Origin of the sequence: Erwinia sp. (genome assembly GCF_049696395.1) — a bacterium.
Taxonomy (GTDB): domain Bacteria; phylum Pseudomonadota; class Gammaproteobacteria; order Enterobacterales; family Enterobacteriaceae; genus Erwinia.
Window position 1 is genome coordinate 1 of record NZ_JBAVTT010000030.1, and the last position, 25466, is coordinate 25466.

The 25466-nt window shown below is 52.4% G+C and carries 21 protein-coding genes and 2 pseudogenes; 21 read left to right on the forward strand and 2 right to left on the reverse strand.

All coding sequences use genetic code 11. The features are described 5' to 3' along the window. From nac to WCC56_RS04540, 4 genes are all read left to right on the forward strand, one after another. The coding region (gene nac, locus WCC56_RS04525) for a nitrogen assimilation transcriptional regulator NAC (protein WP_424691233.1) at positions 1-610 on the forward strand (610 nt) is incomplete at its 5' end. Positions 611-749: 139 nt separating this feature from the next. Further along, positions 750-1706 carry an HTH-type transcriptional regulator Cbl gene (cbl, locus tag WCC56_RS04530; RefSeq protein WP_424691234.1) on the forward strand — a complete coding sequence of 319 codons (957 nt, stop codon included), beginning with the start codon at positions 750-752 and terminating at the stop codon, positions 1704-1706. A 68-nt stretch (positions 1707-1774) separates the two neighbouring features. Further along, positions 1775-2617 carry a GNAT family N-acetyltransferase gene (locus WCC56_RS04535; protein WP_424691235.1) on the forward strand — a complete coding sequence of 281 codons (843 nt, stop codon included), beginning with the start codon at positions 1775-1777 and terminating at the stop codon, positions 2615-2617. Positions 2618-2657: 40 nt separating this feature from the next. Beyond that, the gene (locus tag WCC56_RS04540) at positions 2658-3503 is read left to right on the forward strand and encodes an oxidoreductase (RefSeq protein WP_424691236.1); all 846 of its coding nucleotides are present in this window, start codon (positions 2658-2660) and stop codon (positions 3501-3503) included. Positions 3504-3552: 49 nt separating this feature from the next. Here the strand turns inward: WCC56_RS04540 and WCC56_RS04545 are convergent, their stop codons facing one another. After that, positions 3553-4734, reverse strand: coding sequence for an aminotransferase class I/II-fold pyridoxal phosphate-dependent enzyme (locus WCC56_RS04545; protein ID WP_424691237.1), 1182 nt, complete (start codon positions 4732-4734; stop codon positions 3553-3555). A gap of 240 nt (positions 4735-4974) precedes the next feature. Here WCC56_RS04545 and WCC56_RS04550 point away from each other — a divergent pair, with 240 nt between their 5' ends. From WCC56_RS04550 to WCC56_RS04630, 17 genes and pseudogenes are all read left to right on the forward strand, one after another. Next, the gene (locus WCC56_RS04550; RefSeq protein WP_424691238.1) at positions 4975-5790 is read left to right on the forward strand and encodes a MetQ/NlpA family ABC transporter substrate-binding protein; all 816 of its coding nucleotides are present in this window, start codon (positions 4975-4977) and stop codon (positions 5788-5790) included. After that, positions 5787-6812 (forward strand): methionine ABC transporter ATP-binding protein, encoded by a 1026-nt coding sequence (locus tag WCC56_RS04555; protein WP_424691239.1) that lies wholly within the window; start codon positions 5787-5789, stop codon positions 6810-6812. The genes WCC56_RS04550 and WCC56_RS04555 overlap by 4 nt, the downstream gene beginning before the upstream one ends. Then, positions 6805-7473, forward strand: a complete 669-nt coding sequence (locus WCC56_RS04560) for a methionine ABC transporter permease (protein ID WP_424691240.1) — start codon at positions 6805-6807, stop codon at positions 7471-7473. Before WCC56_RS04555 ends, WCC56_RS04560 begins: the two co-directional genes overlap by 8 nt. Before the next feature lie 7 nt (positions 7474-7480). After that, entirely contained in the window at positions 7481-9796 is a 2316-nt protein-coding gene (locus tag WCC56_RS04565; RefSeq protein WP_424691241.1) for a molybdopterin-dependent oxidoreductase, read from the forward strand. 135 nt (positions 9797-9931) lie between these two features. Continuing rightward, a complete protein-coding gene (locus WCC56_RS04570) occupies positions 9932-10954 on the forward strand; it encodes an isopenicillin N synthase family dioxygenase (protein WP_424691242.1) in 1023 nt (340 codons plus the stop codon). Positions 10955-10964: 10 nt separating this feature from the next. Next, a complete protein-coding gene (locus WCC56_RS04575) occupies positions 10965-11774 on the forward strand; it encodes a MetQ/NlpA family ABC transporter substrate-binding protein (RefSeq protein WP_424691243.1) in 810 nt (269 codons plus the stop codon). Next, positions 11767-12555 (forward strand): methionine ABC transporter ATP-binding protein, encoded by a 789-nt coding sequence (locus WCC56_RS04580; RefSeq protein ID WP_424691244.1) that lies wholly within the window; start codon positions 11767-11769, stop codon positions 12553-12555. Before WCC56_RS04575 ends, WCC56_RS04580 begins: the two co-directional genes overlap by 8 nt. Beyond that, entirely contained in the window at positions 12543-13211 is a 669-nt protein-coding gene (locus tag WCC56_RS04585) for a methionine ABC transporter permease (RefSeq protein ID WP_424691245.1), read from the forward strand. The genes WCC56_RS04580 and WCC56_RS04585 overlap by 13 nt, the downstream gene beginning before the upstream one ends. 18 nt (positions 13212-13229) lie before the next feature. Then, complete coding sequence (locus WCC56_RS04590; RefSeq protein ID WP_424691246.1) at positions 13230-14321, forward strand: iron-containing alcohol dehydrogenase family protein; 1092 nt, start codon at positions 13230-13232, stop codon at positions 14319-14321. Positions 14322-14744: 423 nt separating this feature from the next. After that, positions 14745-15809 carry a mechanosensitive ion channel family protein gene (locus WCC56_RS04595; RefSeq protein WP_424691247.1) on the forward strand — a complete coding sequence of 355 codons (1065 nt, stop codon included), beginning with the start codon at positions 14745-14747 and terminating at the stop codon, positions 15807-15809. 171 nt (positions 15810-15980) lie between these two features. Then, positions 15981-16463 (forward strand): glutathione peroxidase, encoded by a 483-nt coding sequence (locus tag WCC56_RS04600; protein ID WP_424691248.1) that lies wholly within the window; start codon positions 15981-15983, stop codon positions 16461-16463. Between the two features lie 123 nt (positions 16464-16586). After that, positions 16587-16931: a DUF1294 domain-containing protein gene (locus WCC56_RS04605; protein ID WP_424691249.1), complete on the forward strand. Its 345-nt coding sequence runs from the start codon at positions 16587-16589 to the stop codon at positions 16929-16931. Between the two features lie 643 nt (positions 16932-17574). Next, positions 17575-17763, forward strand: a pseudogene (locus WCC56_RS04610) (DDE-type integrase/transposase/recombinase); the annotation flags it as partial. Positions 17764-17837: 74 nt separating this feature from the next. Next, entirely contained in the window at positions 17838-18464 is a 627-nt protein-coding gene (locus WCC56_RS04615; protein WP_424691250.1) for a response regulator, read from the forward strand. Further along, a complete protein-coding gene (locus tag WCC56_RS04620; protein WP_424691251.1) occupies positions 18461-21676 on the forward strand; it encodes an ATP-binding protein in 3216 nt (1071 codons plus the stop codon). The genes WCC56_RS04615 and WCC56_RS04620 overlap by 4 nt, the downstream gene beginning before the upstream one ends. A 138-nt stretch (positions 21677-21814) precedes the next feature. Beyond that, complete coding sequence (locus tag WCC56_RS04625) at positions 21815-22258, forward strand: DUF1090 domain-containing protein (RefSeq protein WP_424691252.1); 444 nt, start codon at positions 21815-21817, stop codon at positions 22256-22258. A 53-nt stretch (positions 22259-22311) separates the two neighbouring features. Then, entirely contained in the window at positions 22312-24462 is a 2151-nt protein-coding gene (locus WCC56_RS04630; RefSeq protein WP_424691253.1) for a fimbria/pilus outer membrane usher protein, read from the forward strand. Between the two features lie 164 nt (positions 24463-24626). On the opposite strand, the pseudogene WCC56_RS04635 reads toward WCC56_RS04630, so the two are convergent. Then, positions 24627-25092: pseudogene (locus tag WCC56_RS04635) on the reverse strand (IS5 family transposase); the annotation flags it as partial. Positions 25093-25466 lie beyond the last annotated feature (374 nt).

A 25466-nucleotide genomic window follows, 5' to 3' on the forward strand; every position in this document is an offset into this window, starting at 1 on the left:
CTCATCGCTGACCATGCCTTTATTGCAAACCGTGCGTGAGCAATTCCCGGATGTGCTGGTCTATCTGCACGAGAACAGCGGCTCTTCATTAAACGAAAAAGTGATGAATGGGCAGCTTGACATGGCGGTTCTTTACGACCGTGCGCCGACAGCTGGCATCACCAGCATGCCGCTGATGAAAGAAGAGCTGTATCTGGTAGGCGCGACGGATTGCCCAGGACAGACCATTGACCTGGCAGACGTGGCCCTGATGAACCTGTTCCTGCCGCGTGACTACAGCGCCGTGCGCAAACGCGTTGATGAAGCCTTCTCACTGCGTCGTCTCAGTGCCCGTATTATCGGTGAAATCGAATCTATCGCCACGCTGACCGCCGCCGTTTCAAGCGGAATGGGTGTCACCGTGCTGCCAGAATCTGCCGCCCGTGCGCTGGTCAGTTCGACCAATGCGTGGATGGCCCGCATCAACAGCCCAACGCTGAATCTGCCGCTGTCGCTGAATGTCTCTGCCCGTGTGCCGCTCTCTCCTTCGGCTCAGGCAGTGAAAAATATTCTGTTATCGCTGCTGAATAAGCCGGTAGTAGAAGACCGCGAGTTGATGTTAGTGAGCTAATCCCCTCTGTCGGGCGCGCGGTTGCGCGCCTCACTTCTTAGCACTAAAAAGCATATTAAACCTTTTTTTATTATTTGTTGATATTGATAAGCCTCCTTAACATGACGCTATCCAACAGAAAATAGAAAGGGGCGCGCGCGTGAATTTTCAACAGCTTAAAATCATCAGGGAAGCCGCTCGCTGCGACTTTAATCTGACTGAAGTTGCCAATACCTTATTCACCTCGCAGTCGGGCGTCAGCCGTCATATCCGCGATCTGGAAGATGAGCTGGGCGTGGAGCTGTTTATTCGTCGTGGCAAACGTCTGCTGGGAATGACCGAACCGGGTAAAGCGCTGCTGACCATCGCTGAACGTATCCTGGATGAAGCGGGCAAGGTGCGCAGGCTGGCGGATGTCTTTACCAATGAATCCAGCGGTGTGCTGACCATCGCCACCACCCATACGCAGGCACGCTATTCTCTGCCGAGAGTGATTAAAGCCTTCCGTGCGCTTTATCCCAACGTCCGTGTTGAACTGAATCAGGGATCGCCTCAGGAGATTGTGACTATGCTTGCCGCAGGTGAAGCCGATGTGGGCATCGCCAGCGAACAGGTGGTGAACAACCCGGCGCTGGCGGCCTTCCCGTGGTTTAACTGGCACCATGCGCTGCTGGTGCCAAAAGGGCACGAGCTGGAACATCAGCAGCCTGTTTCTCTGGAAGCGTTAAGCCGCTATCCATTAATTACCTACAGACAAGGTATCACCGGGCGTTCGCGCGTTGACCGTGCGTTCCATGCTGCCAGCCTTAAACCGGATATCGTCTTAAGTGCGCAGGATTCTGACGTGGTGAAAACCTATGTTGAGTTAGGATTGGGCGTCGGTGTCCTGGCCGATCAGGCCTGCCAGCTGGATGAGCACTCCTCGCTGACCCGGCTGGAAGCCAAGCACCTGTTTGAATCCAACACCGTCTGGCTGGGACTGAAGCGCGGCCAACTGCAGCGTAACTTCGTCTGGCAATTCCTGGAGCTGTGCAACGCCAATCTGTCGCTGGAAGAGATCAAGCGCCAGGCGCTGTCCGTTTCCGTGGAAGAGCCGGTGCTCGACTTCCAGATTTAGCCGGATATTCCTTCTCGCCACGGTAAGCCAGAATGCACCGAGCGCCACAGGCTGTTAAGGAAAAAAGAATGACTCACCAGATTTGTGCAATGCAGGACCAGCATCTTGAACAGGCCTTCGCTCTGACGCAAAACCTCAAGTGGCCGCACCGCCTGGCCGACTGGCAGCAGGCGCTGCAACTGGGCGAAGGCATCGTGGCTGAACAGGAGGGTGAACTGCTTGGCACGGCCATTTTCTGGCGTTGGGGCAAAGAGTACGCCTCGATCGGGCTGGTGATTGTTGCCGACCACGCGCAGGGCAAAGGTATTGGCAAACAGCTGATGCAGTCGATACTGCAAAAACTGGACGGCTTCAATGTTCGTCTGCACGCCACCGAAAGGGGTAAACCACTGTACGAGAAGTTGGGCTTTGTCAGCACCGGATTTATTGAACAGCATCAGTGCCAGGCGCTGGCTGAAGTGATCCCGGTGCTGCCTGACCAGCGACAACTGCTGCGCCCGGCCCGATTGGACGAACAGCAGTTGATGATTACGCTGGACCATCAGGCGCAGGGTCAGTATCGCCCTGAGTTGATCGCCAGTCTGTTTGACAGCGCTGAACGCATTTTGCTGCTGGAAGAGCAGGGGACGGTTGAAGGTTTTGCCAGCCTGCGCCGATTTGGTCATGGCTATGCCATTGGCCCGATCATCTGCCGCGACGTAGTCCATGCAAAAGTGCTGGTCAGCGCGCTGCTGGCTGGGCTACAGGGGCAATTTGTCCGTATTGATACCGACAGCACATCCGGCCTGGGCGACTGGCTGAATACCCTTGGTATGACCGAAGTTGATGGCCCGATCGCGATGATCCGCGGCGTTTCCTGGCAGCCTGAGGGGATGCAAACCTTCGGATTGATGTCGCAGGCGATGTCCTGATGAACTACGCTTCTGTTTACGCTTTTCAGAGGATAACGACATGGCTACAGACAACAATCCCGTCTGGTTTATTACCGGCTGTTCCACTGGCTTTGGTCGCGAACTGGTGAAAGAGCTGCTGAAACAGAATTACCGCGTGGTGGTGACCGCCCGTGATAAGTCAAAAGTTGAAGACCTGGTTACCGGAGTAGAAGACCGCGCACTGGCCCTGTCACTGGATGTCACGGATAGCAGCACCATCAAAGCGGGTGTGGCTGCCGCGTTGGCTAAGTTCGGCACCCTTGATGTGCTGGTGAACAATGCAGGTTACGGCTATCAGACCTCGGTAGAAGAGGGTGAAGAGCAGGAGATCCGTGCCCAGTTTGATGCCAACGTCTTTGGTCTTTTTGCTATGACCAGGGAAGTGCTGCCGACGATGCGCAAAGCAGGAAGCGGGCATATCATCAATATTACCTCCGTTGCCGGGATTATTGGCTTCCCGGGGTCCGGTTATTACTCGGCCAGCAAACATGCGGTTGAAGGGTGGTCAGATTCGCTACTGGCAGAAGTCGGCCCGCTGGGTATTCATGTTACCTGCGTTGAGCCGGGGCCATTCCGCACTGACTGGGCAGGGCGTTCACTGCATCAGACGCCGAGCAAAATTGGCGATTACGAGGAAACCGCTGCCGCCAGGATGAAAGGCACCTCAGACAACAGCGGAAAACAGGCTGGCGATCCGGTGCGTGCCGCTCAGGCGATGATTGCTATCACGCACACTGACGAAGCCCCAAGGCATCTGGTGATGGGCGCGTGGGGGCATGATGCTGTTACCGCCAAACTGAAAGCCCGACTGACCCAGGTGGAAGCCTGGAAAGACACGTCTGTGGGCACTGATTTTCCTAAATGATCTCCAAGGGGAATGCTTTAGGGTATTCCCCCTGCTGTAAATCCTGTACTCAACGGTCAAACACTTTCAACGCCGCAATACGTTCCAGAGCTGTCATCAGCTGCTCAGTCTGCACGGTCAGGCTGATGCGGACATATTGGCTACCGCTCACCCCGAATGCTGCGCCTGGAGCAACCAGCACGTGGGCATCCTGAAGGAGCTTGCCAACAAAATCCTCTCCGCTAAATCCTGCTGGTACTGGCAGCCAGAGGAAGAAGGTGCCTTGTTGTTTCCTCACCGGCCAGTTCATCTCTGCCAGTTTTTCTAACACTTGCTCGCGTCGCTGATGATAAACCTCGGCCAGCCCGCGTATGCGTTCGCCTGGCAATGCCAACGCAGTCACAGCTGCATCCTGTACCGCGCCATAAACGGTGCTGTAGCTGTGGGTGTGCAGCTTTTTGAAGGCGCTGATAATCGAAGCATTGCCCACGGCAAAACCAAAGCGCCAGCCAGCCATCAGGAAGCTTTTGGACATCGTATACACCTCCACTCCCCACTCTTTTGCGCCAGGCTGTGACAGCAGGCTGATCGGCTGATCCTGCCGGTTGCTGCCTATTGAAGCGTAAGCAAAGTCATGCAGCAACGGCACACGATACTTTTCGGCAAATTTCAGCGCATCCTGAAACAAGGCGGCAGTGGCGACAGCCCCGGTGGGATTATGCGGATAGTTGAGCAACAGCAGGCCAGCACGCCGGGCAATATCTTCGGGAACACGGCTGAAGTCCGGCAGGAAAGCCGTGTTTTCATCAAGTGGAATCCCGTAAAAATCCGCCTGCGACTGTCTGGCAGCAGAGCGGTAAAGTGGGTAGCAGGGATCGGTTGAAATCAGCACCTGTCCGGGATTGAGTAGCGCGCGAGGGACGCCGCTGACAGCAATGTGCGATCCCTGAAAAACCGCAATCTCGGTCTCTGGATTCAGTTCTACCGCGTATTCGCGCAGATAAAATGCCGCAATAGCCTCGCGGATCTGCGGTTTGCCCCAGAAAGAGGCGTATTCGTGATTGCCAGGGTTTTCCGCCGCGGCTTGCAAGCTGGCAATGATTTCCGGGGGCGTTGGCTGGCGCGGACTGCCAGATGACAGATCGATTAGCGGTAATTGCGATCTGTCCACTTTAGCTGCCAGCTTTTCCAGCACGCTAAATACGTTCTCTTCTAAGTCTTTCACTAATTGCGATGCGGCAAAATCAGGCATATTCCCACCGGAAAAAATATGTTTAAGCCGGGAAGAATGTCATATCTGGCACGGGGATAATATGAAAATACCGGGTTATCGTTAGCACAAAAAAGTCTGTCTATTGCCAGGAACGTTTAATTCATCTTACAACTATCTTTAGCAGAATAAAGCCCAAGCCAGACGCGGGTTTACCTTCTACATCAAACTTTAGCTGTGATTTAATTGTTTTCTTTCATTATCCGCATTAAGGATTTCACCATGAGCAAGTCTGTATTGCAGGGGATTGTATTTAGTCTGTTATCTTCAGCCGCACTTCTGTCCACAGCCCACGCTGATGACAGTAAATTGATCAGAGTGGGCTTTAATCCTGGTCCCTATAAAGAGCAGTTCGAGAAGGGTGTTGCGCCTTATTTAATTAAAAAAGGCTATAAGGTCGAATACAAAGACTTCAGCGACGGGATTCAGGTGAACGATGCGGTGAGTCGCGGTAATATCGAAGCCAATATCATGCAGCATCCCATTTATCTGAAGTCGGTAAACGATCGTCTGGGCAGTGATAACGTCGGCATTGTGCAGGTGCCAACACCGCCGATGGGGCTTTATTCAGGCAAAATCAACACGCTGGAAAAGCCCGCTGAAGGCGCTACCGTCTCAGTGCCTAATCAGGCTTCTAATGAGTATCGTGCGGCGTTGTTATTGCAGAGTATTGGCTGGCTAAAAATCAGCCCGAACAGCGATCCCGCCACCTTCTCTCAGAAAAACGTCACGGAAAATCCCTATAAAATCGTGCTGAAAGAGATGGATAATGCGCAGCAGGTCAGGGCGCTGCCAGACGTGGATTACGGCGTGATTCAGGGCAACTTCGCGGTGTCCAGCGGGATGAAGCTGAGCTCTGCGTTGAAGCTGGAAGAGCCTACCAGTAACTTTATTAATATCGTGACCGTTGCGGGCAAAAACAAAGAAGCCCCGTTCGCCAAAGAGATTATTGCTGGCTACCACTCTGCCGAATTCAAACAGTATATTCAAAGCCACGCTGAGTATCAGGGCTACCTGTTGCCAGACTATTTCAAATGAGCCAGCCGACTATCGCGTTTCGCAACGTCAGCAAAACCTTTTCACGCAAGAACGTCGAGTTTCTGGCCCTTGAGCAGATCGACCTGACCATTGAAAAGGGCGACATCTATGGCGTGATTGGCACCAGCGGCGCGGGTAAAAGCACGCTGCTGCGCTTGATCAATCATCTGGACACGCCGAGCAAAGGTGACGTGCTGGTAAACGGTGAATCCCTGCAAGGGGTCACCAAGTCCCGGTTGAATAACGTTAAGAAAGACATTGGCATGATCTTCCAGCACTTTAATCTGCTGAATGCCAAAACGGTGTTCCATAACGTGGCTATCCCGCTGATTTTACAAGGGCGCGATAAAGCTTTTATCCGTGCGCGAGTGGAAGAGCTGCTGGCGTTTGTCAGTCTGGGCGATAAAGCTAACAGCTTTCCTGACGAGTTGTCCGGTGGGCAGAAGCAGCGGGTGGGTATTGCACGTGCGCTGGCGACTAATCCCTCTATTCTGCTGTGTGACGAAGCCACTTCAGCGCTTGATCCGCAGACCACGGTGCAAATTCTGCTGCTGTTGAAAGAGATTAATCAGCGTTATGGCATCACTATTGTGCTGATTACGCATGAAATGTCGGTAGTGCAGAAGATTTGCAACAAAGTAGCGGTAATGGCGCAGGGGCGGATTGTTGAACAGGGCGATGTGCTGAGCCTGTTTGCTCATCCTCAGCATGCGGTAAGTGCCAGTTTTGTCCAGTCGGTGATCCACGATCGGCTGCCAGAACAGACGTTGGCTCTGCTTGCCGGGCAGGAGAGGGCGCAAGCGTTGCGGCTGGAATTTATCGGGATTACCGCACAACAGCCGATCGTTAACCGCTTAATCCGCGACTTCCCGGTGGAGGTTAATATTCTGTTTGCCAACATGTCGGAAGTTCAGAGCACTATTCTCGGGTTTATGATTGTGCAGATTAAAGGTGAGCCGTCACACACCGAGGCGGCCATCCATTTTCTTCGCCAGTCGGGAGTGAAAATTACCCATGTTTGAACTCTTTGATACCGCCATCACCGGCGATCAGTTTCTGCTTGCGCTGCATGATACCGCGGTGATGATTGCCGTCTCGCTGGGGTTTGGTTCATTACTCGGCATCCCTTTGGGGATTGTACTGGTGATTTGCCGTCCCGGCGGGATCTTGCCAAACCGCTTTGTGCACCAGATTTTGAACCCGATTGTTAACGTGATCCGCTCGCTGCCCTTCATCATTTTACTGATCGCTATTCTGCCGTTTACCCGCTTTCTGGTGCATACCACCATTGGCACGCCGGGCGCGATTGTGCCGCTGGTGATCTTTATCGCGCCGTATATTTCTCGTTTGGTTGAAAGCGCGTTGCTGGAAGTGGATGAAGGCATCCTCGAATCCGCTAACGCAATGGGCGCCACCCCCTTTCAGACCATCTGGTATTTCATGCTGCCAGAAGTCGCTTCATCGCTGGTGTTAGCGCTGACTACAGCCACCATCGGTTTACTTGGGGCTACCGCAATGGCGGGAACCGTGGGTGGCGGTGGGATTGGGGACTTAGCCATCACTTACGGGTATCAACGTTTTGATGCTTTTGCCACGCTTTCAACGGCACTGGTCCTGATCGTTATCGTCCAGTTGTTGCAGACCTTCGGCACGCGTCTGGCGCGCCGTATACGCCGCGAGTAATCAGCCCATGAACAATAAAGACCTGGCCGTAATGCATTGGGGAACCTATCGCGTAACCACCGAGCAAGGCGTGCTGACTGACGTTAAGCCAGTGGAATGGGATCGTAATCCTTCAAAGATCGGCGACTCTTTACCGGGCGCGGTGCAGGGCTCCACCCGAGTTCAGCATCCGGCGGTACGGCTTGGCTATCTTCAGGGGAAAGCCGCCTCACGAGCAGCGCGCGGAAAAGAACCTTTTGTCGAAGTCAGCTGGGATGTGGCGTTGAAACTGGTGGCTGATGAGCTAGCGCGAGTGAAACAGCAACACGGCAATCAGGCGATTTACGGCGGCTCTTATGGCTGGTCCAGCGCCGGGCGGTTTCACCATGCGCAAAGCCAGCTGCACCGTTTCTTGAACCAGTTCGGCGGCTACACCGCCAGCACCAATACTTACAGCATTGCCGCAGGGGAACGCACACTACCGCATATTCTGGGCGATCTGGACGAACTACAGCGGCGCCATACGCACTGGCCGGTGTTGGCCGAACATTGCGAGGTGTTTGTGGCTATCGGTGGCCTGCCGCTGCGTAACGCGCAGGTTAACGGTGGCGGGGCGAACGACCATGCGCTGGCGTACTGGCTGGAGAAAATGCGGGAGAACGGCACGCACTTTATCAACGTCAGCCCGGTGAAAAACGATCTGTCTGCGGTGCCAGAAGCGCAGTGGCTGGCTATTCAACCCGGCACAGACACCGCGTTGTTGCTGGCGCTGTGCCACGTGCTGATTACCGAAGCACTTTATGACCAGGATTTTGTTGAACGGTACACCGTCGGCTTTGCGCAGTATTCCGCGTATCTGCTGGGTGAAACCGATGGCGTGACGAAAAGCCCGGAATGGGCAGCCAACATTACCGGGCTGGCCGCCGAGCAAATTCGTCAGCTTGCCCGTTGTCTGGCTGGCAGCAAAACCATGATCAATATTGCCTGGTCCGTGCAGCGTGCCCGGCAGGGAGAGCAAGCTTACTGGGCCGTCGTCGCGACTACTGCATTGTTGGGGCAAATTGGCACTGCTGGCGGTGGGCTTGGATTCGGTTATGCCTCGACCAATCTGGCGGGGGCAGACAGGCGGGTCTTCTCTGGCCCGCGTTTGCCAGTGGGTAAAAATCCGGTCAGCAGCCGGATCCCTGTCGCGCGTATAGCTGACATGCTGTTGCAGCCCGGCGAACAGTTCGACTTTGATGGGCAGTCGCAGACTTATCCCGACATCAAGCTGATTTACTGGGCAGGCGGGAATACCTTTCATCATCATCAGGATCTGAACAAGCTTGTGAAGGCCTGGCAGCGTCCTGACACCCTCATCGTGCATGAGCAATTCTGGACCGCGCAGGCGAAATTTGCCGATATAGTCTTGCCCGCCAGCACATCGCTGGAGCGTGAAGACATCGGCAGCGCCAGCAATGACGGTTTTATGATTGCCATGCAGCAACATATTGCGGCGTTTGCCGAATCTAAGTCTGATTATGCGATCTTCGCCGCGCTTGCTGACAGGCTGGGATTTGCTCCGTCGTTCACCGAGGGCCGTTCTGAAAGGGAATGGTTAGCTGCTCTTTACGAGGGGTCAAGACCGCGAGCGGAGGAACAGGGGATTACGCTGCCTCCCTTCAGCGACTTTTGGGTGGCCGGTAAATTGGAGTACGCCCGTCCTGAACAACCGCAGATCATGTTACAGGCGTTTCGAGAAGATCCGGAAGCTTCGCCGCTGTCCACACCGTCAGGCAAAATCGAATTGTACTCTGCCACTGTTGCCAGCTTTGATTATGAGGAAGCGCCAGGCTATGCGCACTGGCATCAGCCAGAATACGCTGCTCAGCAAGCGGTGAAGCAGCAATGGCCGCTGCATTTGCTCTCCAGCCAACCCCGCACGCGGTTGCACAGCCAGTACGATCACGGCAGGGTCAGCCAGCAAACCAAGATCGCCGGGCGCGAACCTGTCTGGATGCATCCGGAAGATGCGGAGCCGCGCGGCATCCGCGAAAACAGCATCGTGAAGGTGTTTAACCAGCGCGGGGCGTTACTGGCAGGCGTGCACCTCACGCGGGACATTCTTCCCGGCGTGGTGCAGATGTCCACCGGCGCCTGGTACGACCCGCTACATTCGGATGAGGCCGCGCCATTGGATAAACATGGCAACCCAAATGTGTTGACCGAAGATCGCGGCAGTTCTCGCCTTGGGCAAGGTTGCAGCGCGCAAACCTGCTTTGTCGACATTCAGCGATTCGATCAGCCACTTCCAGAGATTACGGCGTATAACCCGCCGCAATTTGTACACTACACCGACGAGTAATGAGCTGTTATTCCGGCTGTTTCATATTTCGTTATTAAATTCTGCCAGATGCATATTCATTGCAGGATTACTTCGTAGTTAAGCCCCGGCGGAAATGGCATTGTTGTTCTATGACATGCCAACGGGAAAAGACTAATGAGCCCTTCAGATTCGCCAGCGCTGCCGGTTATTGATTTCGCCCTGTTAACCGGCGGTGAGCAGCAAAGAAAACAAGCTATTGAGAAACTCGGCGAGGCCGCACGTGAGGTGGGATTCTTTTATCTTATTAACCACGGTGTTGAAAAAACGGTATTAGATAACGTGCAGACGGTGGCCCGTTCTTTTTTTTCGCTTCCACAGGAAGACAAGCTGAAAGTTAAAATGGAGAACTCCCCCCATTTTCGCGGCTATAACCTGGCAGGGGTGGAAATAACCCGTAGCCAGCCGGATTACCGGGAGCAGTTTGATATTGGTGCCGAGCGTGAAGCGTTATCTGACGAGCCAGAATCACCGACCTGGCAGCGGATGCAGGGACCGAATCAATGGCCAGAAGCCTTGCCGGAATTAAAAACAGTGCTGACTGGCTGGCAGCAGGAGATGACTCAGGTCGCGCTGGAACTGCTGCGCGGCTTTGCCGAGGCGTTGCAACTGCCCCGCAACGCTTTCGATACCCTCTACGGCGCTTACCCGAACGAGCACATCAAGCTGATCCGCTATCCCGGAAGGCAGGACTCTGAATCCTCTCAGGGCGTTGGCGCGCACAAAGACTCTGGCTTCCTGACGCTGTTATTGCAGGACGACCAGCCTGGGCTACAGGTTGAGGTCACGCCAGATAACTGGATTGCTGCCTCGCCTTTACCGGGTTCCTTTGTGGTCAATATCGGTGAATTGCTCGAACTCGCCAGCAACGGATACTTGCGTGCCACTGTCCATCGCGTTGTTTCACCCACGGCCGAAAAGGAACGCTTATCGGTTGCCTTTTTCCTCGGTGCGCAACTGGACGCGGTAGTCCCTGTTTATCACCTGCCTGACTCTCTGGCCCAGTTGGCGCTTGGCCCAACCAGCGATCCGTTGAATCCCTTATTACGTGAAGTCGGCTGGAATTACCTGAAAGGCCGCCTGCGCTCACATCCTGAAGTAGCCCGACGCTTCTATCCCGAACAGACCAACAGTCAATAACAATAAGAGAATGATGATGCTGAAAAAGACCGTATTTACCCTGGCAGGACTGTCCTTACTGGTAGCGCAAAGCCTGCAGGCTGCACCTTTACGCGTAGCCGCCGATCCGGTCCCCCATGCCGAGATCCTTGAGTATGTGAAGAAAATCGATCCAAAGCTCGACCTGAACATTGTGGAACTGAGCGGTGGGGTGAATGCGAACGAACTGCTGTCTTCGGGCGATGTGGATGCTAACTATTTCCAGCATCTGCCGTACCTGAAGGACCAGGAAAAAGCGCTGGGCAAGACCTTTAGCGTGGTGGCAAGCGTGCATATTGAGCCTCTGGGGATTTATTCACGCAAAGTGAAAAGCCTGCAGGCGCTGCCGCAGGGGGCCACAATCGCGGTACCGAATAACACCACCAACCTTAGCCGTGCGCTTTGGCTGCTACAGCAAAAAGGGGTGATCAAACTGAATGCGCAGGGGCAGGCAGGATCGACGCTGGTCACGCCGAAAGACATCAGTGACAACCCGAAGAAAATCAAAATTATTGAAATTGAATCTCCACAGTTACCGCGATCGCTGGATGACGTGGATGCCGCCATTATCAACGGTAACTACGCGCTGGAAGCTGGGTTAACTCCCGCGAAAGATGCGTTAGGGCTCGAGTCCGCTGAGCATAATCCGTATGCCAACCTGCTGGTCACCACACCGGAACTGGCAAAAGATCCGCGCGTGTTGCAGCTGGCAAAAGACCTGACTTCACCGCAGGTGGCCGATTTTATCCGCAAGAACTACAACGGCTCGGTCATCCCGGTTTCGGATCAGAAGCATGATTAAACTCACCCACATCAGCAAACACTATCCCGGCACTGAGGTGCCGGCTTTAGATGAGGTCTCTTTAGCGATTGAGGACGGCTCCATCTTCGGCATTTTAGGGCGCAGCGGAGCGGGGAAAAGCACGCTGTTGCGTTGTCTGAATCTGCTTGAACAGCCCACCTCCGGGCAGATTGAGATTGATGGCGAAAACCTGGCGACACTCAGTTTGCCGCAGTTACGCCGCCAGCGTCAGCAGATGGGGATGATTTTCCAGCACTTCAATTTGCTGCACTCCCGAACCGTTCACGACAACATAGATTTGCCGCTGGAGATTGCCGGTGTTCCAGCCAGACAACGTCGCGAGCGAGTGAAAGATTTGCTTCAGCTTGTCGGTCTGGAGGACTTTGCCAAGGCGTGGCCTTCACAACTCTCCGGCGGGCAAAAGCAGCGAGTTGGCATTGCGCGCGCGCTGGCCGCCAAACCCCGTTATCTGCTGTGTGATGAAGCCACCAGCGCATTGGACCCAGAAACAACCGCCTCGATTCTTGATCTGCTGGCCGATATTCAGCAGCAGCTGAACATTACTATCGTGTTGATCACACATGAAATGGGGGTGGTGAAGCGCATCTGTGACGGTGCGGCACTGCTGGAGCAGGGCAAGCTGGTTGAAAGCGGCAGCGTAGCCGACATTATGGGCCGTAGCGACAGCCGCCTGCGCCAGATGTTACTGAAAGATGGTGAAGCCGATCGGGCCTTTATCGCCAGATACCAGCGAGAGGAGCAGGCCAGATGCGTAGCGTAAACTGGGATCGTTTTCAGGATCTGTTGCTGAATGCCACTTACGAAACGTTCTATATGGTGCTGCTTGCGGCGCTGTTTACCGTGGCGCTGGGCTTGCCCGTTGGTGTGCTCCTGTTTCTGACCCGGCCAAACGGCATTTTGCCCAACCGGACTATCGCTGTCGTGCTGAATACGCTAGTCAACGTGGGTCGCGCTTTGCCCTTTGTGGTGCTGTTGATTGCTCTGATCCCCTTCACCCGTTTATTGGTGGGAACCACGCTGGGAAGCACTGCGGCGATTGTGCCGATTACGCTTGGTGCCTTTCCTTTTTTTGCCCGCATTGTGGAGAACGCGCTGGATGAAGTCGATCGTGGGCGCATCGAGGCCGTGGTGTCGATGGGTGGGAATCTCTGGCACATCGTCAGCCGCGTGTTATTGCCCGAAGCCTTGCCAGCCCTGGTTGCCGGCATCACTTTAACCCTTGTCATGCTGATTGGTTTTTCCGCTATGGCAGGCGTGGTGGGCGGCGGCGGGTTGGGCGATCTGGCCATACGTTACGGCTATCAACGCTTTGACAATCAAATCATGGCGGCCACCATTGTGGTGCTGCTGGTGATGGTGCAGCTCATTCAAAAGATGGGCGATCGGATAGTGAGATCGCTGGCTTACCGTCGCTAACGTAAAAGAGGAAGTCCCATGTTTGTTATTAAATCGCCGAAAGCCTACCTGCAACGGCCTGGACTTCGTGCTGAAGTGGGTAAGATTATTGCCCCGTTTGGGCTGCGTATTCACATCTACACTTCGCCACAGGCCTGGGAGGCGGTGAACCCGGAAGTGAGTGAAAGTCTTGAACGCGCCGGTATCCGCTGGCAGCTCAACTATCAACACGGTGAGTGTACTGATGCGGCAATAGAAGCGTTACAAGCCAGCGTGCTGGAGCAGGATGTGAAAGTGGTATTAGCCATTGGAGGTGGAAGGGTGCTGGACTGCGCCAAGGCGGTAAACAATGCGTTGCCCGATTTAGTGCTGATTAATTTTCCCACGCTGGCAGCTACCTGCGCGGCCTGGTCACCGCTGGCTATTATTTATAACGAGCAGGGTGGTCATCTTCGCAGTGAGCCGTTGAATAAGCTGCCGGAATGGGTGCTGGTAGACAGTGAGGTTATCGCCCGCAGCGACGTGCGTTATCTGAAATCAGGCATCGTGGATGCGCTGGCCAAGTGGTACGAGTTTGAGCCCTATCAACGGCAAAATCCCGACCGTCTGGCCGTGGATCTGAAGGTGCTGGCCGCATGGCAGGCGGTGGGCGTTTTTGAACGATGGGGAGAGCAGGCCGTTGCCGACAATGCGCAACAGCGGGTGACGCCAGCGCTGGAGAAAGTGATTGAAGCCAATATCGTGTTGGCCGGGCTGGCGAACAGCATTCAGGATGAGCTCTCTACACCGGGATTTGCACATGTGATCCACGACCGCCTGACGCATCAACCCGAATTCTATCACTGGCTGCACGGTGAGAAAGTCGGCTTCAGCCTGCTGGTGCAATCGATTATTGAACAAAACAGCCATCGACCAGACAGCAAGCTGTTGGAACTGTTAGCGCGTTTCAATACGCCGCTTACATTACCGTTTATTGGTGATGACCGGGCGATAAGGGTGAGAAAGCTGGCAGAAGAGATCCGCTTCCCAGCTGACAGTTTGCAGCATCTTCCCTTTACTATCACCGCTGAAAAGCTGGAAAAGGCACTGTTAAGCACGCTGGCTGGCGACTTTCCACCCTCAGCGTTATGACTTCGTGGCAGGGGCGAGCAATGGGACGCCCACTGACTTCTCAAGGCGCTGAATGCAGTTACTGATTGCTGAAGGTCAACGGTCAGCGAGCGAACCGCAGCCGGATACCTGTCGATCAAGCGAAGGCAATAAGCCCCGTGACTCTTGCAAACCTCGATGTTCCTTCCTGACACACTTCCAACGAAATCCCTGTGAGCCGTTAATTAAGGCGGCATCATACCGTTAAGAATCGTGATTCTGCGAGCATCGTATAATAACAAGGAATTATTAATCAACTCAGCATTGATAACGTAAATTCATTGTTTTTTTGTAAAATTAGTGATTATGAATTACATTGTATTTTGATAACCGAGAAAAAACTTGAAGCATTTTTTGAGACTTATCTGATGACTAAGGGTTGTCAGTTTACTTTAAGGGAAAATAATGCCGTTGATATTTAGTGAGTTATCTGGTGCGCCATCATGGGTACCTGCTTTATTACTCGTTACGCTTTCATTTTTACTGGGTTTTCTGGCCCGATTTATCTTCCTCAGATTCATCCGCTACTGGCAAGGTCGTGACAGAAAGCTCTTCAAATCCCTCGAAAAGCACCTGCGAGGATCGCTGTTTCTTTTCATTCCCTTGCTGCTAATTAATGTCGGCATTAATTATATTAATATTCACCCGGTTACTCTTGGGTTTATAACTACAACGATTAATGTTTTTATTATACTGTCATTTTGCTCCGTTTTAATTCGGTTGACTAATGTCGTGCAGGATATGCTTTTTATACGCTATGACATCAATCTTTCGAATAACCTTCGCGCTCGTAAAATCCGCACTCAGATAATGTATGTCAAAAAGGTCGCTATCGTCCTCCTTGTGCTTTTCTGTCTTTCTCTGATCCTACTCAGTTTCCCTGGCGTCAGGAAATTCGGCACTACCATTCTGGCTGGTGCTGGGGTTGCCGGAATAATTATTGGTTTTGCCTTACAGAAATCGCTGGTCAATCTGTTTGCCGGTATTCAGATAGCGTTCACGCAACCGATCAAAATTGATGATGCCGTGGTGGTAGAAAATGAATGGGGTTGGATAGAGGAGATAAATCTGACGTATGTTGTGGTGCGTATCTGGGATCTGCGTCGACTGGTTCTGCCGATTACCTACTTCACAGAGAATGCTTTCCAGAACTGGACGCGGAATAACGCGCAAATATTAGGCTCAGTTTTTCTGTACCTGGATTACTCCATGCCATTAGAACCTCTGCGTCAGCATTTCGAAAAAGTCCTCAGTGAAACCAAACTCTGGGATCAACAGACTCAGGTACTTCAGGTCACCGACACTACGGACAAAACCATGACCATCAGATTATTGATGACGGCACAGAATTCCCCCACGGCCTGGGATTTACGCTGCCTGGTGCGGGAAAAAATGATCGAGTTTATCCAGCAAAATTATCCGCAGAGCCTCCCTCACGTCAGGGCTACGCTGTCGGGTTCTGGCAGTTGATGGCAAGGACAATAGCAGGGCCGAAGTGTTAACGTGAAGCCCATTTGATGAAACAGAGTTTATTACACCAAGTAGCAGTATCTACTCGCCACGACCCACGGCATGTGCCCTGCAGCAACGAACTGAGTGGCAATGTTTACGTCAAATTGATTATGCCCTAAGGAATCTGACATGACCCCCTTTCATCAACTTACAGCCACCCGTTTAGGGGGCGAGCTGAACTCTATGGCCGAGTACGCTGGCAAGCTGCTGCTGGTGGTTAATACCGCCAGCCATTGTGGCTTCACACCGCAATACGCGGGCCTTGAAGCGCTTTACAAGAAATACGCCGCTCAGGGGCTGGTGGTGCTAGGTTTCCCCTGCAACCAGTTCGGTAAACAGGAACCCGGCGGCGCTGACGAAATCGCGCAGACCTGTCATATCAACTATGGTGTGAGCTTTCCGATGTTCGAGAAAGTGGAGGTCAACGGCGCAGCCGCGCACCCGGTATTTCGTTACCTAAAAGACGAACTGCCCGGCGTGCTGGGTGGGCGGATCAAGTGGAACTTCACCAAGTTCCTGGTCGGGCGCGACGGCAAACCGCTCAAGCGTTTTGCGCCATACACCACCCCGGAGAAAATGGAAGCTACCCTTCTTGCTGCACTGGATATGTAAATGCTCCTGTAATCCAGCGCTACCTGGTTTCACGATCGGAGAGGCTGAATTCAGCTCAACGTTTCGGGGAATGTCTTGCGTATGATGCAACCCGATCACCTTAAAACTGCTGTGACTAATGATATGACTCTCAATCGTTTTTGTTATTTGCTGCTGGCCTTATCGGCGGTTGCCTGCCTTTTTGTACCGCATCCCGTTGTTATCTGGTTCCTGCTCGCCAACTTACTGACGCTGATGATTTACGGTGTGGACAAAATAGCGGCGCGAAAGTCCTGGCGCAGAGTCCCGGAATCCACGTTGCTGGTCTTTGGGGTAGTGGGTGGATGGCCTGGCGCGATGGTAGGCCAGCAACTCTTCCGCCATAAAACGCAAAAGCAGCCGTTCAAAACCCACTTTATCGTCAGTGTGATAGTGAGTCTTTCCGTCATGGTAGCGGTGTATCTGGCTTATCCCTTTGCTCGTTTCTGAACGACTGTGACTATTACGCGGGTCCGCTTGGTGCCAGAAGGGGACGTTGGAGAGGACCAGAGTGATGACTATTACATCTCCTTTTTCCGGTTCCCTCTCTTAACGAGTGCCAAAATCATTTTGACTGTTTTAACGCCATAGCTATGCTCTCAAAGCGAGATTTATCTACAAGCTTATGGACAGTTTTCGGGACATTAGATGGCAGATTTTGCTCTTTTTGACCCGAATCGCGTTCAGCACGTTTCAGAGGGTCACGCAAACTGATGTTAGGGTAAATATGAGTGGTTTTGCAGGTTACCAGCAAGTATGGTGCATGGCCGGGATGTGAACGGGGCGCGTCCACTTCTCACTCTTAGCGGACATTGCTACCCTGATGCTGATTTTGTGCCGGGCAAGAACAGGTCCTTTGCAAATATCGATAAATCAAAGCAAGAATGGATTATGGGGAGGATATGAATACCCAGAATTCCACGGCAATAGAAGATTCGGACCATTTAATATTTTTATTTTTTATTCTTTTAAGTTATATAAATTAGCATACATTTGTGTGCCATAGTCGGTAAGCCTGTCTGTTACAGACTTAGCGGTAGTATCAGCCCGTTAGTGCAGAAGAGGAGACTGTCATCGTCAGGCAACGTAAGTCCTGATTGAGCAGGATTATCGGAATATCAAACGCAGGATACGCCCGATGCTGGGATTCAAGTCTTTCAGGCGAGCACAGACGCTTCTGGCTGGCATCGAAGTGATACACACCTTGCGTAAGGGGCAGTTGCATCATCCGGGCGGGGAGGGATTGTCCTCGGCAAAACAATTTTATCTGCTGGTTGCCTGAAAAATAACCCTGCCGCATTTACCACACACTTTTTGCATTAATGCAACAGACCCTAATTCATGGAATGAATGACAATGACTAACATCATCGTAGTTGATGACCACCCGGCTATCTGTTTTGCGCTGAAAGCCATTCTGGGTAAAAACCCTGACTTTCATATTTCAACAGCCAATGACGGCGTCACGGCGATGGCTCTGGTGAAAGAGCTTGCACCATCGCTGGTCATTCTCGATATCGCGCTGACAAAAATGGACGGACTGGAAATTCTGCAGCGTATGCGCCGCCACGACAGTACGGCAAAAGTGCTGATCCTCAGCGGTCAGAACAGCGAGCTTTATGCGGAAAGGGCCTGTCGTGCGGGTGCTAACGGCTACCTCAGCAAAGATGAAGAGCTCAGCCACCTGCCTACGTTGTGTAACCTGATCCTCGCAGGTTATAGCTGCTTTCCGACTTTTTTGATGACACGTCTGATGGCCGCGGCCCAGACTCCCGTAGGATCCCCGCTTGAGAAACTCTCCGACCGTGAAATCACGGTTTTGCGTTATCTGGCCGCCGGCCTGACCAACAAAGAGATTGCCACTCGCTTATTGCTCAGCAATAAAACCATCAGTACCTACAAAACGCGTTTAATGGAAAAGCTAAATATCACTGACTCAGGGCAGATACAAAAGCAGCTAGAAGACATTCTGGCCAGATCATGAAGCGTTTTTCGTTCATTCTGATTTTCGCTCTGTTGTTGCTACCTGCGGTGTTTTCTGTTGCCTCCCAACACGCTCCCTTCACCGAGCTGAAACTACTGGGCAGAACTCAGATCAATCTCAACGATGTCGATCTTTCCCAGGCTGAATGGAGCTGGCTGCGCAAAAAACGCGAGTTGCGATTTGGTGCGTCGTCACCCAATTTTCCACCTTTTGACATCACTTCCGGTATCAATGATTACGGCGGCATCAGCGCGGATTACCTGGCCATGATCGCCCGTTATCTGAATATCAACGTGTCCGTACGCTATTACCCTTCTTATCAAATAATGCTTGATGCGCTTGCAGAGGGCGAGATTGATCTTATCGCCAATGCCGGCGGTACTGAGAAACACCGTTATCACTTGCTACTGAGTCAGCCCTATGTCGCCAGCATACCGGTGCTGATAAAACGTGACGGATCGCTGGAAACTGCCCCCCGCGGGGAAGAAAAAATCGCCATCGATACGCTCTTTGCCGGAAACCCTGCGATACTCAAGCAGTTCCCGCGCGCGCATTTTGTCAGCGATAATTCTCCGCGCCGTACGCTTGAGGGCATCTCTTTCGGGCAACTGGACGGCTATATTGTCGACAGCACGATGGTAAAATACCTGATCAATCAGGCGAATCTGAACAATCTGCAAATAAACCCTTTGCTGAATATTCAGCCTGAAGGCTTTGCGTTCGCCACCACGTCTGAAAATCAGCAACTGACCGATATCATTAATAAAATTCTCAGTCAAATCCCGGACAATGTTCGCGTTGATATTCTGCGGCGATGGAGCGGGGGAATACCGCTGTCCTTAAGCGATAAAACGCTGCAACTGACCCCTCTTGAGCAAAAATGGATTGCGGCACATCCACGTGTACGCGTCGCGGTGGTTCAGGACTACGCCCCGTTGAGTTTTTTTGATAAAAGCGGGCATTACCGCGGGCTGACAGCAGATTTACTCAGCGCTATAAGTGCAAGAACAGGGCTGAATTTTGAGGTAAAAAACATCGGAACTCTGCGTGATGTCCTCGGGATGACCCAGCAGGGGGAAACCGATGTCGTTGCTGGCGTCACGCTGGATAATATCTGGGCAAACGGACTGCTAACCACGCGGACTTACCTGTTTAATTCCTGGGTAATGGTAGGCAGAAAAAATAGCCACGCCGGCCTACATAAAATTGCGTTGCAGGCCGGAGATGAACTTGAAAAACGTTCGGAAAAACAATATCCTGGTGTAATAATTTTGCCGGTGGAATCTCATCTTGAAGGTCTGAATCTGGTGATGGAGGGAAAAGCAGACGGCATGGTTCTGCCGCTTATTTCAGCGGATTTCCTGCTTCCCCGTTATTACGCCAACAGCTTACAAATTATCTCAAGCCTGAACAACGACCCAGCACGCTTTGCCCTGGGCGTTTCGCCAGAAAACTATCCGTTGGTGGCTATCCTCGATAAAGCCATGCTCAATATTCAGCCGGAAGACTTACACGCGCTGACCAGCAACTGGTATTCCAATATCCAGATGGGGGATGAGGGAGTCCCGGCGCATACATACACTTCGTTTTTACTGCGTAATGATCTGCTTTCCGCGGGAATTATCGGAATTTGCATGGCAGCGGCGATGTTATTTTTCTACCGCCACCGCCGTCAGCAACGGCTGATTACTGAACTCACGCTGGCACGCGAACAGGCAGACAGCGCCAGCCGCGCTAAAACCATTTTTCTGGCGACAATGAGTCATGAGATCCGCACTCCCTTGAGTGCCATTATTGGTTTGCTGGAACTGGTATTACGCCGTCATAAAATAGATACGGCTGACTGGCGTTCATTACAGCAATCTTATGATTCAGCCCAATCGTTGCTGGCTCTGATTGGGGACATTCTTGATATCGCCCGTATCGAATCTGACCGGCTGGTTTTGCATCCTCAGCGGGCGGATATTCGCCAGTTGATTGAAAGCACGGCCATCATGTTTGAAGGGCTGGCGCGTGAGAAAGGGCTGGAGTACCGCCTTGAAATCGATGCTGAAATTCAGGGTGATTTATTGATCGACCCGCTAAGGGTCAAACAAATTCTGTCTAACCTGCTCAACAACGCGGTGAAATTCACTGGCAGCGGCGAAATCATCCTGCGCGCGGAACATGAACCGACCGACCACCCGCGTATGGGGCTACGCATTCAGGTACAGGACAGTGGCTGTGGCATCAGCGCGGAGATAATACATCGCCTTTTTCAGCCTTTCTCACAGGTCAGCAGCAGCCAGGGAGGAAGCGGTCTCGGTTTATATATTTGCCGTAGTCTGACGGACATGATGGGCGGAAAAATTGAACTGCAGAGCCAGCCGGAGAACGGCACAACGGTCACGCTTCATCTGTCCGCACTTCGGCTCGCCCCTTTAACTGCGCAGGACGTCCCGGCACTTTGTGCGGCAGAAAGCCGTAACTGCCTGTCAGTTTTAATTGCGGAAGACCACCCTGCAGGGCGGCATTTGCTTGAGCAACAACTTATCTTTCTGGGGCACCGCACGCACAGCGCCAGTGAAGGTGAGCAGGCTTTGCAGATATTAGCGGAACAACACGTCGATCTGGTGATCACCGATTGCAATATGCCCCGGCTAAATGGCTATCAGTTTACTCGGCAATTACGCGCACGTGAGCGGAGCACAGGCGCGACCCCTCTACCCATCTGGGGACTTACTGCCACGGCACAGCCTGGCGTTCGCGAGTGTTGCCTTGAGGCAGGAATGAACGATTGCTTGTTTAAACCGATTGATCTCAATCTGTTAGCTGAAAAGTTACAATCCCTGCACCGCCATGGCGATATACCGGACGACATCGGCAACGACTTTTGCCTGGAGGATTTACCCGCCGAACTGCGCACGCCTGACACTCAGCGTATTTTCTTAACGCTTCTGGCGGAAAGCCTGAATGAAGAACTGGAACGACTTGATAGCTGGCAAATGACTTCAGGTGCCGCGCTAGAAGATTTTCAGGCACTGATGCACCGCATACTAGGTGGGATCAGGATAATTGGCGCCAGCGAATTATGTCAGGTATGTCATGCGATGGAGCAATGCATCAAACGCCCTTCAGATGATGAAATCCGCAGGTTGCGTCTGCGTCTGCAGACGTTGCTCACAGCCATCCATACCCGCACGGATGAACTGAATAAGCGGGACTACACATGAATCAGTCATTCCTACAGCAAGCTTAAGGCGGCAGCCCGTTGTGACTTATCCTTCATAAATCCTATTCTGAACACGTTGCCTGGACACACTCAGGTAACGCCAAGGGATAATGGATATCGCTTTACGAGGAGCCAAACAATGAAAAAAATTGCAAAACTGACCGTCTTATCTTTAGTGCTGGGCCTGAGTGCAGGCTATGTTTCAACCGCTTCAGCCGCAGGCAATGATTGCAACGCTAAAAGCGCCGCCATTGAGAATCAGATTAAAGAAGCTCAAAAATACGGTAACTACAACAAAGTTGCTGGCCTGAAAAAGGCACTGGCAGAAGTGAAAGCCCACTGTACTGACAGCAGCTTAGCGGTAAAGGCACAGCAAAAAGTCACTAAGCTTGAGAAGAAACTGGCCGAGAAACAGAAAGATGTACGTGAAGTCCAGGCCGATCTGCGCGAAGCTCAGGCTGAAGGCAAGCAAAGCAAGATTGTGAAATACCAGAAAAAACTGGCAGAGAAACGTGCCGACGTTCAGGAAATTCAGGCTGAACTCCAGGCTGCACGCAGTGAACTCGCCGCGCTGAAAGGCTGATGCGATAACGCTCACAGCGCTATGTTGCTGTGAGTGGTTTCTCCCTCCTCACCATGACCCTCAGAAAAATAAGCCTTGTTTTTGCACTGCTTTTGCCCTCTCTTCCGGTCAGCGCCGGGAAGGTATTTACGCTCGTTAACAACGTCTATCACGGACGTATCACCCTGAATTTCAACCAGGATTATGCCTGTCTTTCCCCTTCACTCTTACGTGAATGGGGTTTTCTACCCGCGATGAAAGAAACCGCGTCTTTTGATGCACTCGGTTGCCTGAAAAGAAGCGAGCTCAGCTACTGGGACGTTAAATATTTTTTCGACAGGGACGCGCAGTTAGTCACATTAGTGGTGCCTTCTGAGCTGATGAGCAATAAGAAAAATGGCATTGCGTCCAGCCGGTGGGATGACGGCATTCCCGCATTGTTTACCAATTATCATGTGAACTATCAGCGTAACAGCGGCCGCAATTACCGCTATCAGACCGATAAAAACGACCTTTACTTCACGCTGGATTCCGGTCTGAACCTGGCTGGCTGGCAGCTGCGTGTCGGACATCAGTATCAGCAGAGCGCCTATGGCGAGCGTGGTTGGCTGACGCAAAACGCCGCCATGAGCCGGACGATTCGTTCTCTGCGCGCTCTGCTGACGCTCGGTGACAGCACATCACCGCCCAATTTATTCGATAATTTCAGCTACCGTGGTGTGATGTTTGCCACCGACGAACGGATGCTTCCCGACGGTTTACGTCAGTTTTCACCGACAATCCGTGGTATCGCTAAAAGCAATGCTGAAGTCGTGCTTCACCAGAATGGCTCGGTGATATATCAGACATTTGTCGCTGCCGGCCCTTTCGTTCTTCACGATGTTTATCCTCCTGGCTCAGAAGGGGATCTGGAGATGACTATCACGGAAAGCGATGGCACTGAAACGCTGCGAACGATGCCATATGCTGCGATGCCAAATCTGACGCATCATAATGTCATCAACTATCAGTTATTAGCCGGGCATTACAAGCGCTGGGAAGGCACTGGTTACCAGCAGCCTTCTTTTATGCAAGGCACAGTGACATTCGGCCTGACAGAACGGCTTTCACTGTTTGCTGGCGGAATGTCCTCACCGATATACCAAAGCTGGGGCGGCGGTGTCGGCCTCTCGATGGGGCAAGGTGGGGCTGTTTCCGTTGATACCCTTTTATCGTTGGCAAAAGACCCGCGCAGACCGGAAAGGGATCGTGGTAACGTCTGGCGGATACGCTACGCCAAAGCATTTCTTCCTGCCGGTACCAGCCTGAGCATCCAGGCACGGTATTTCCCCGGCGGCCAACGTTTTCGCAATTTTCAGGAAACCATTTATCAGCAGCAGACATACTGGTGGGACTGGGACGACGAAGGCCATTACGACGGGGGTTTTGATCCGGAAAAGCTCACCAGTTTCAACGCGTATCTCAACCAAAATATTGGCGAAAACAGCAATTTATACCTGACCTGGCAACGCGATAATTTTCGCAAAAAAAACCAGCACAATACCAGCCTGATTTTCGGCGCAGATCATACCTGGAATGATATCGATTATGGTTTCGCCCTTTCTTGGGAGCGCGATGCAGGGTTTCCGGCTAACGGAGAAATCACGCTGGATGTTTCTATTCCCCTGACAATATTCAGTAAAAACAGACCAAAACTGAACGTATCCCGAACATTTTCGCATCATGAAGAACGCAGCCAGCAAGTGTCGGTCAGCGGTACGGCGCTGGAGGATTACAGCCTGAGTTACAGCCTCGGAGGGCAGCACAGTCAGACCGAGAATGACAGTGTCAATGCATCGCTGGGCTATCAGTACAATGCCGGTGAAATGCGAATTGGCTTCTCGCAGGGAGGGAATTTCCGCCAGCGTAATGTCGATGTCACCGGCAGCCTGATGCTTCATCCGTATGGTCTTACTATGGGACAAACACTAGGTGATACGATGGCGCTGGTGGAAGTCAGCCATTCACCGGGGATCGGCGTCGATAACCAGTTTGGCGTCACGACGGACAGACGGGGTTTTGCGCTGGTCAGTTATCTCACACCATATCGGGTTAACCGACTGATGCTGGATAATTATACGCAGGCAGAAAGGTTCAACCTGCCGGATACCGAAGTCGATGTAGTGCCGACTGCAGGATCTGTTGTTTTTGCTAGATTCCGCAGTGTTGAAGCAGCCAAAAAGTAGGGCGCTTGAGAGCGGCGGTTCTGTTGCATTATGTAGTCTTAGGGTAAGGTATTGCTTTTTCTAGATACTATCTACTGATGTCTTCAATCAGAAAGTCTTTAAACGTCTGCATTATCCGGTCGATCTTATGGCTCAGTGCGTTTGTTGGTATCTTACCTATGCCCAGAGTCTACCGCGAGGTGCAGTTTACGCCAGACGCGGCGCTTTTCCTGGCCGTGTTTTTTCACTTTCCACTCTCCTTACCCGAAGACTTTTAATCCGGTGGAGTCGATAACCAGATGGGCTATTTCGCCGCGCGTGGGGTTTTTGAACGGGATATTGACGGACCTGGCCCGTCTGCTGACGCAGGAGTAATCCGGGCACCGGAGCGGAAGCTTCATCAGGGTAAAGAATGGAGTCGCTAAATCGCTGCGCGGCGCGCAGCGTGAGGCGAAAGACGCGTTTGAGCATCAGTACGGTGGTAATAGCGAGCTCAGAATAACGTTGCGGACGACCACGTGAAGACGTGTTTGGCTCGTCATACCAGGCCTGGATGGCCGACTCATCAAGCAAGAATGTCAGTGAGCCCCGGTTGACGAGCGCCTTGTTGTAGGTAGCCCAGTTGGTGATTTTGAACGTTTGTTTTGCCACGTGATACCGCTACAGGATCAGCAATGTGGTGATCTGATCCTGGTTAAGGCTAAAAGTTCGATTTATTCAACAAAGCCGACTGAATACGCAAAGGACATTATCAGCATCCGCAAAGTGAGGAATGTCACCTGAGAAACAATTGTATCTGCTGGCTGCCTAAATAGCCGGCAACATAACTTTTGCCGACTTACCTACGCTCATGCGACAGAACCGTTTTCCCCCGTTCAGCTTTCAGGCCAGTAAAACTACCGCCAGCAGTGCTAAACGCATTGGATGCTCAACAACCCGAGCAGCACTGTGATTGAATTCGCCCCTTACCTTTTCGTACGTGGTTATCATGCATTTTATTCATAGTCTGATCGGTTTTATTGAGG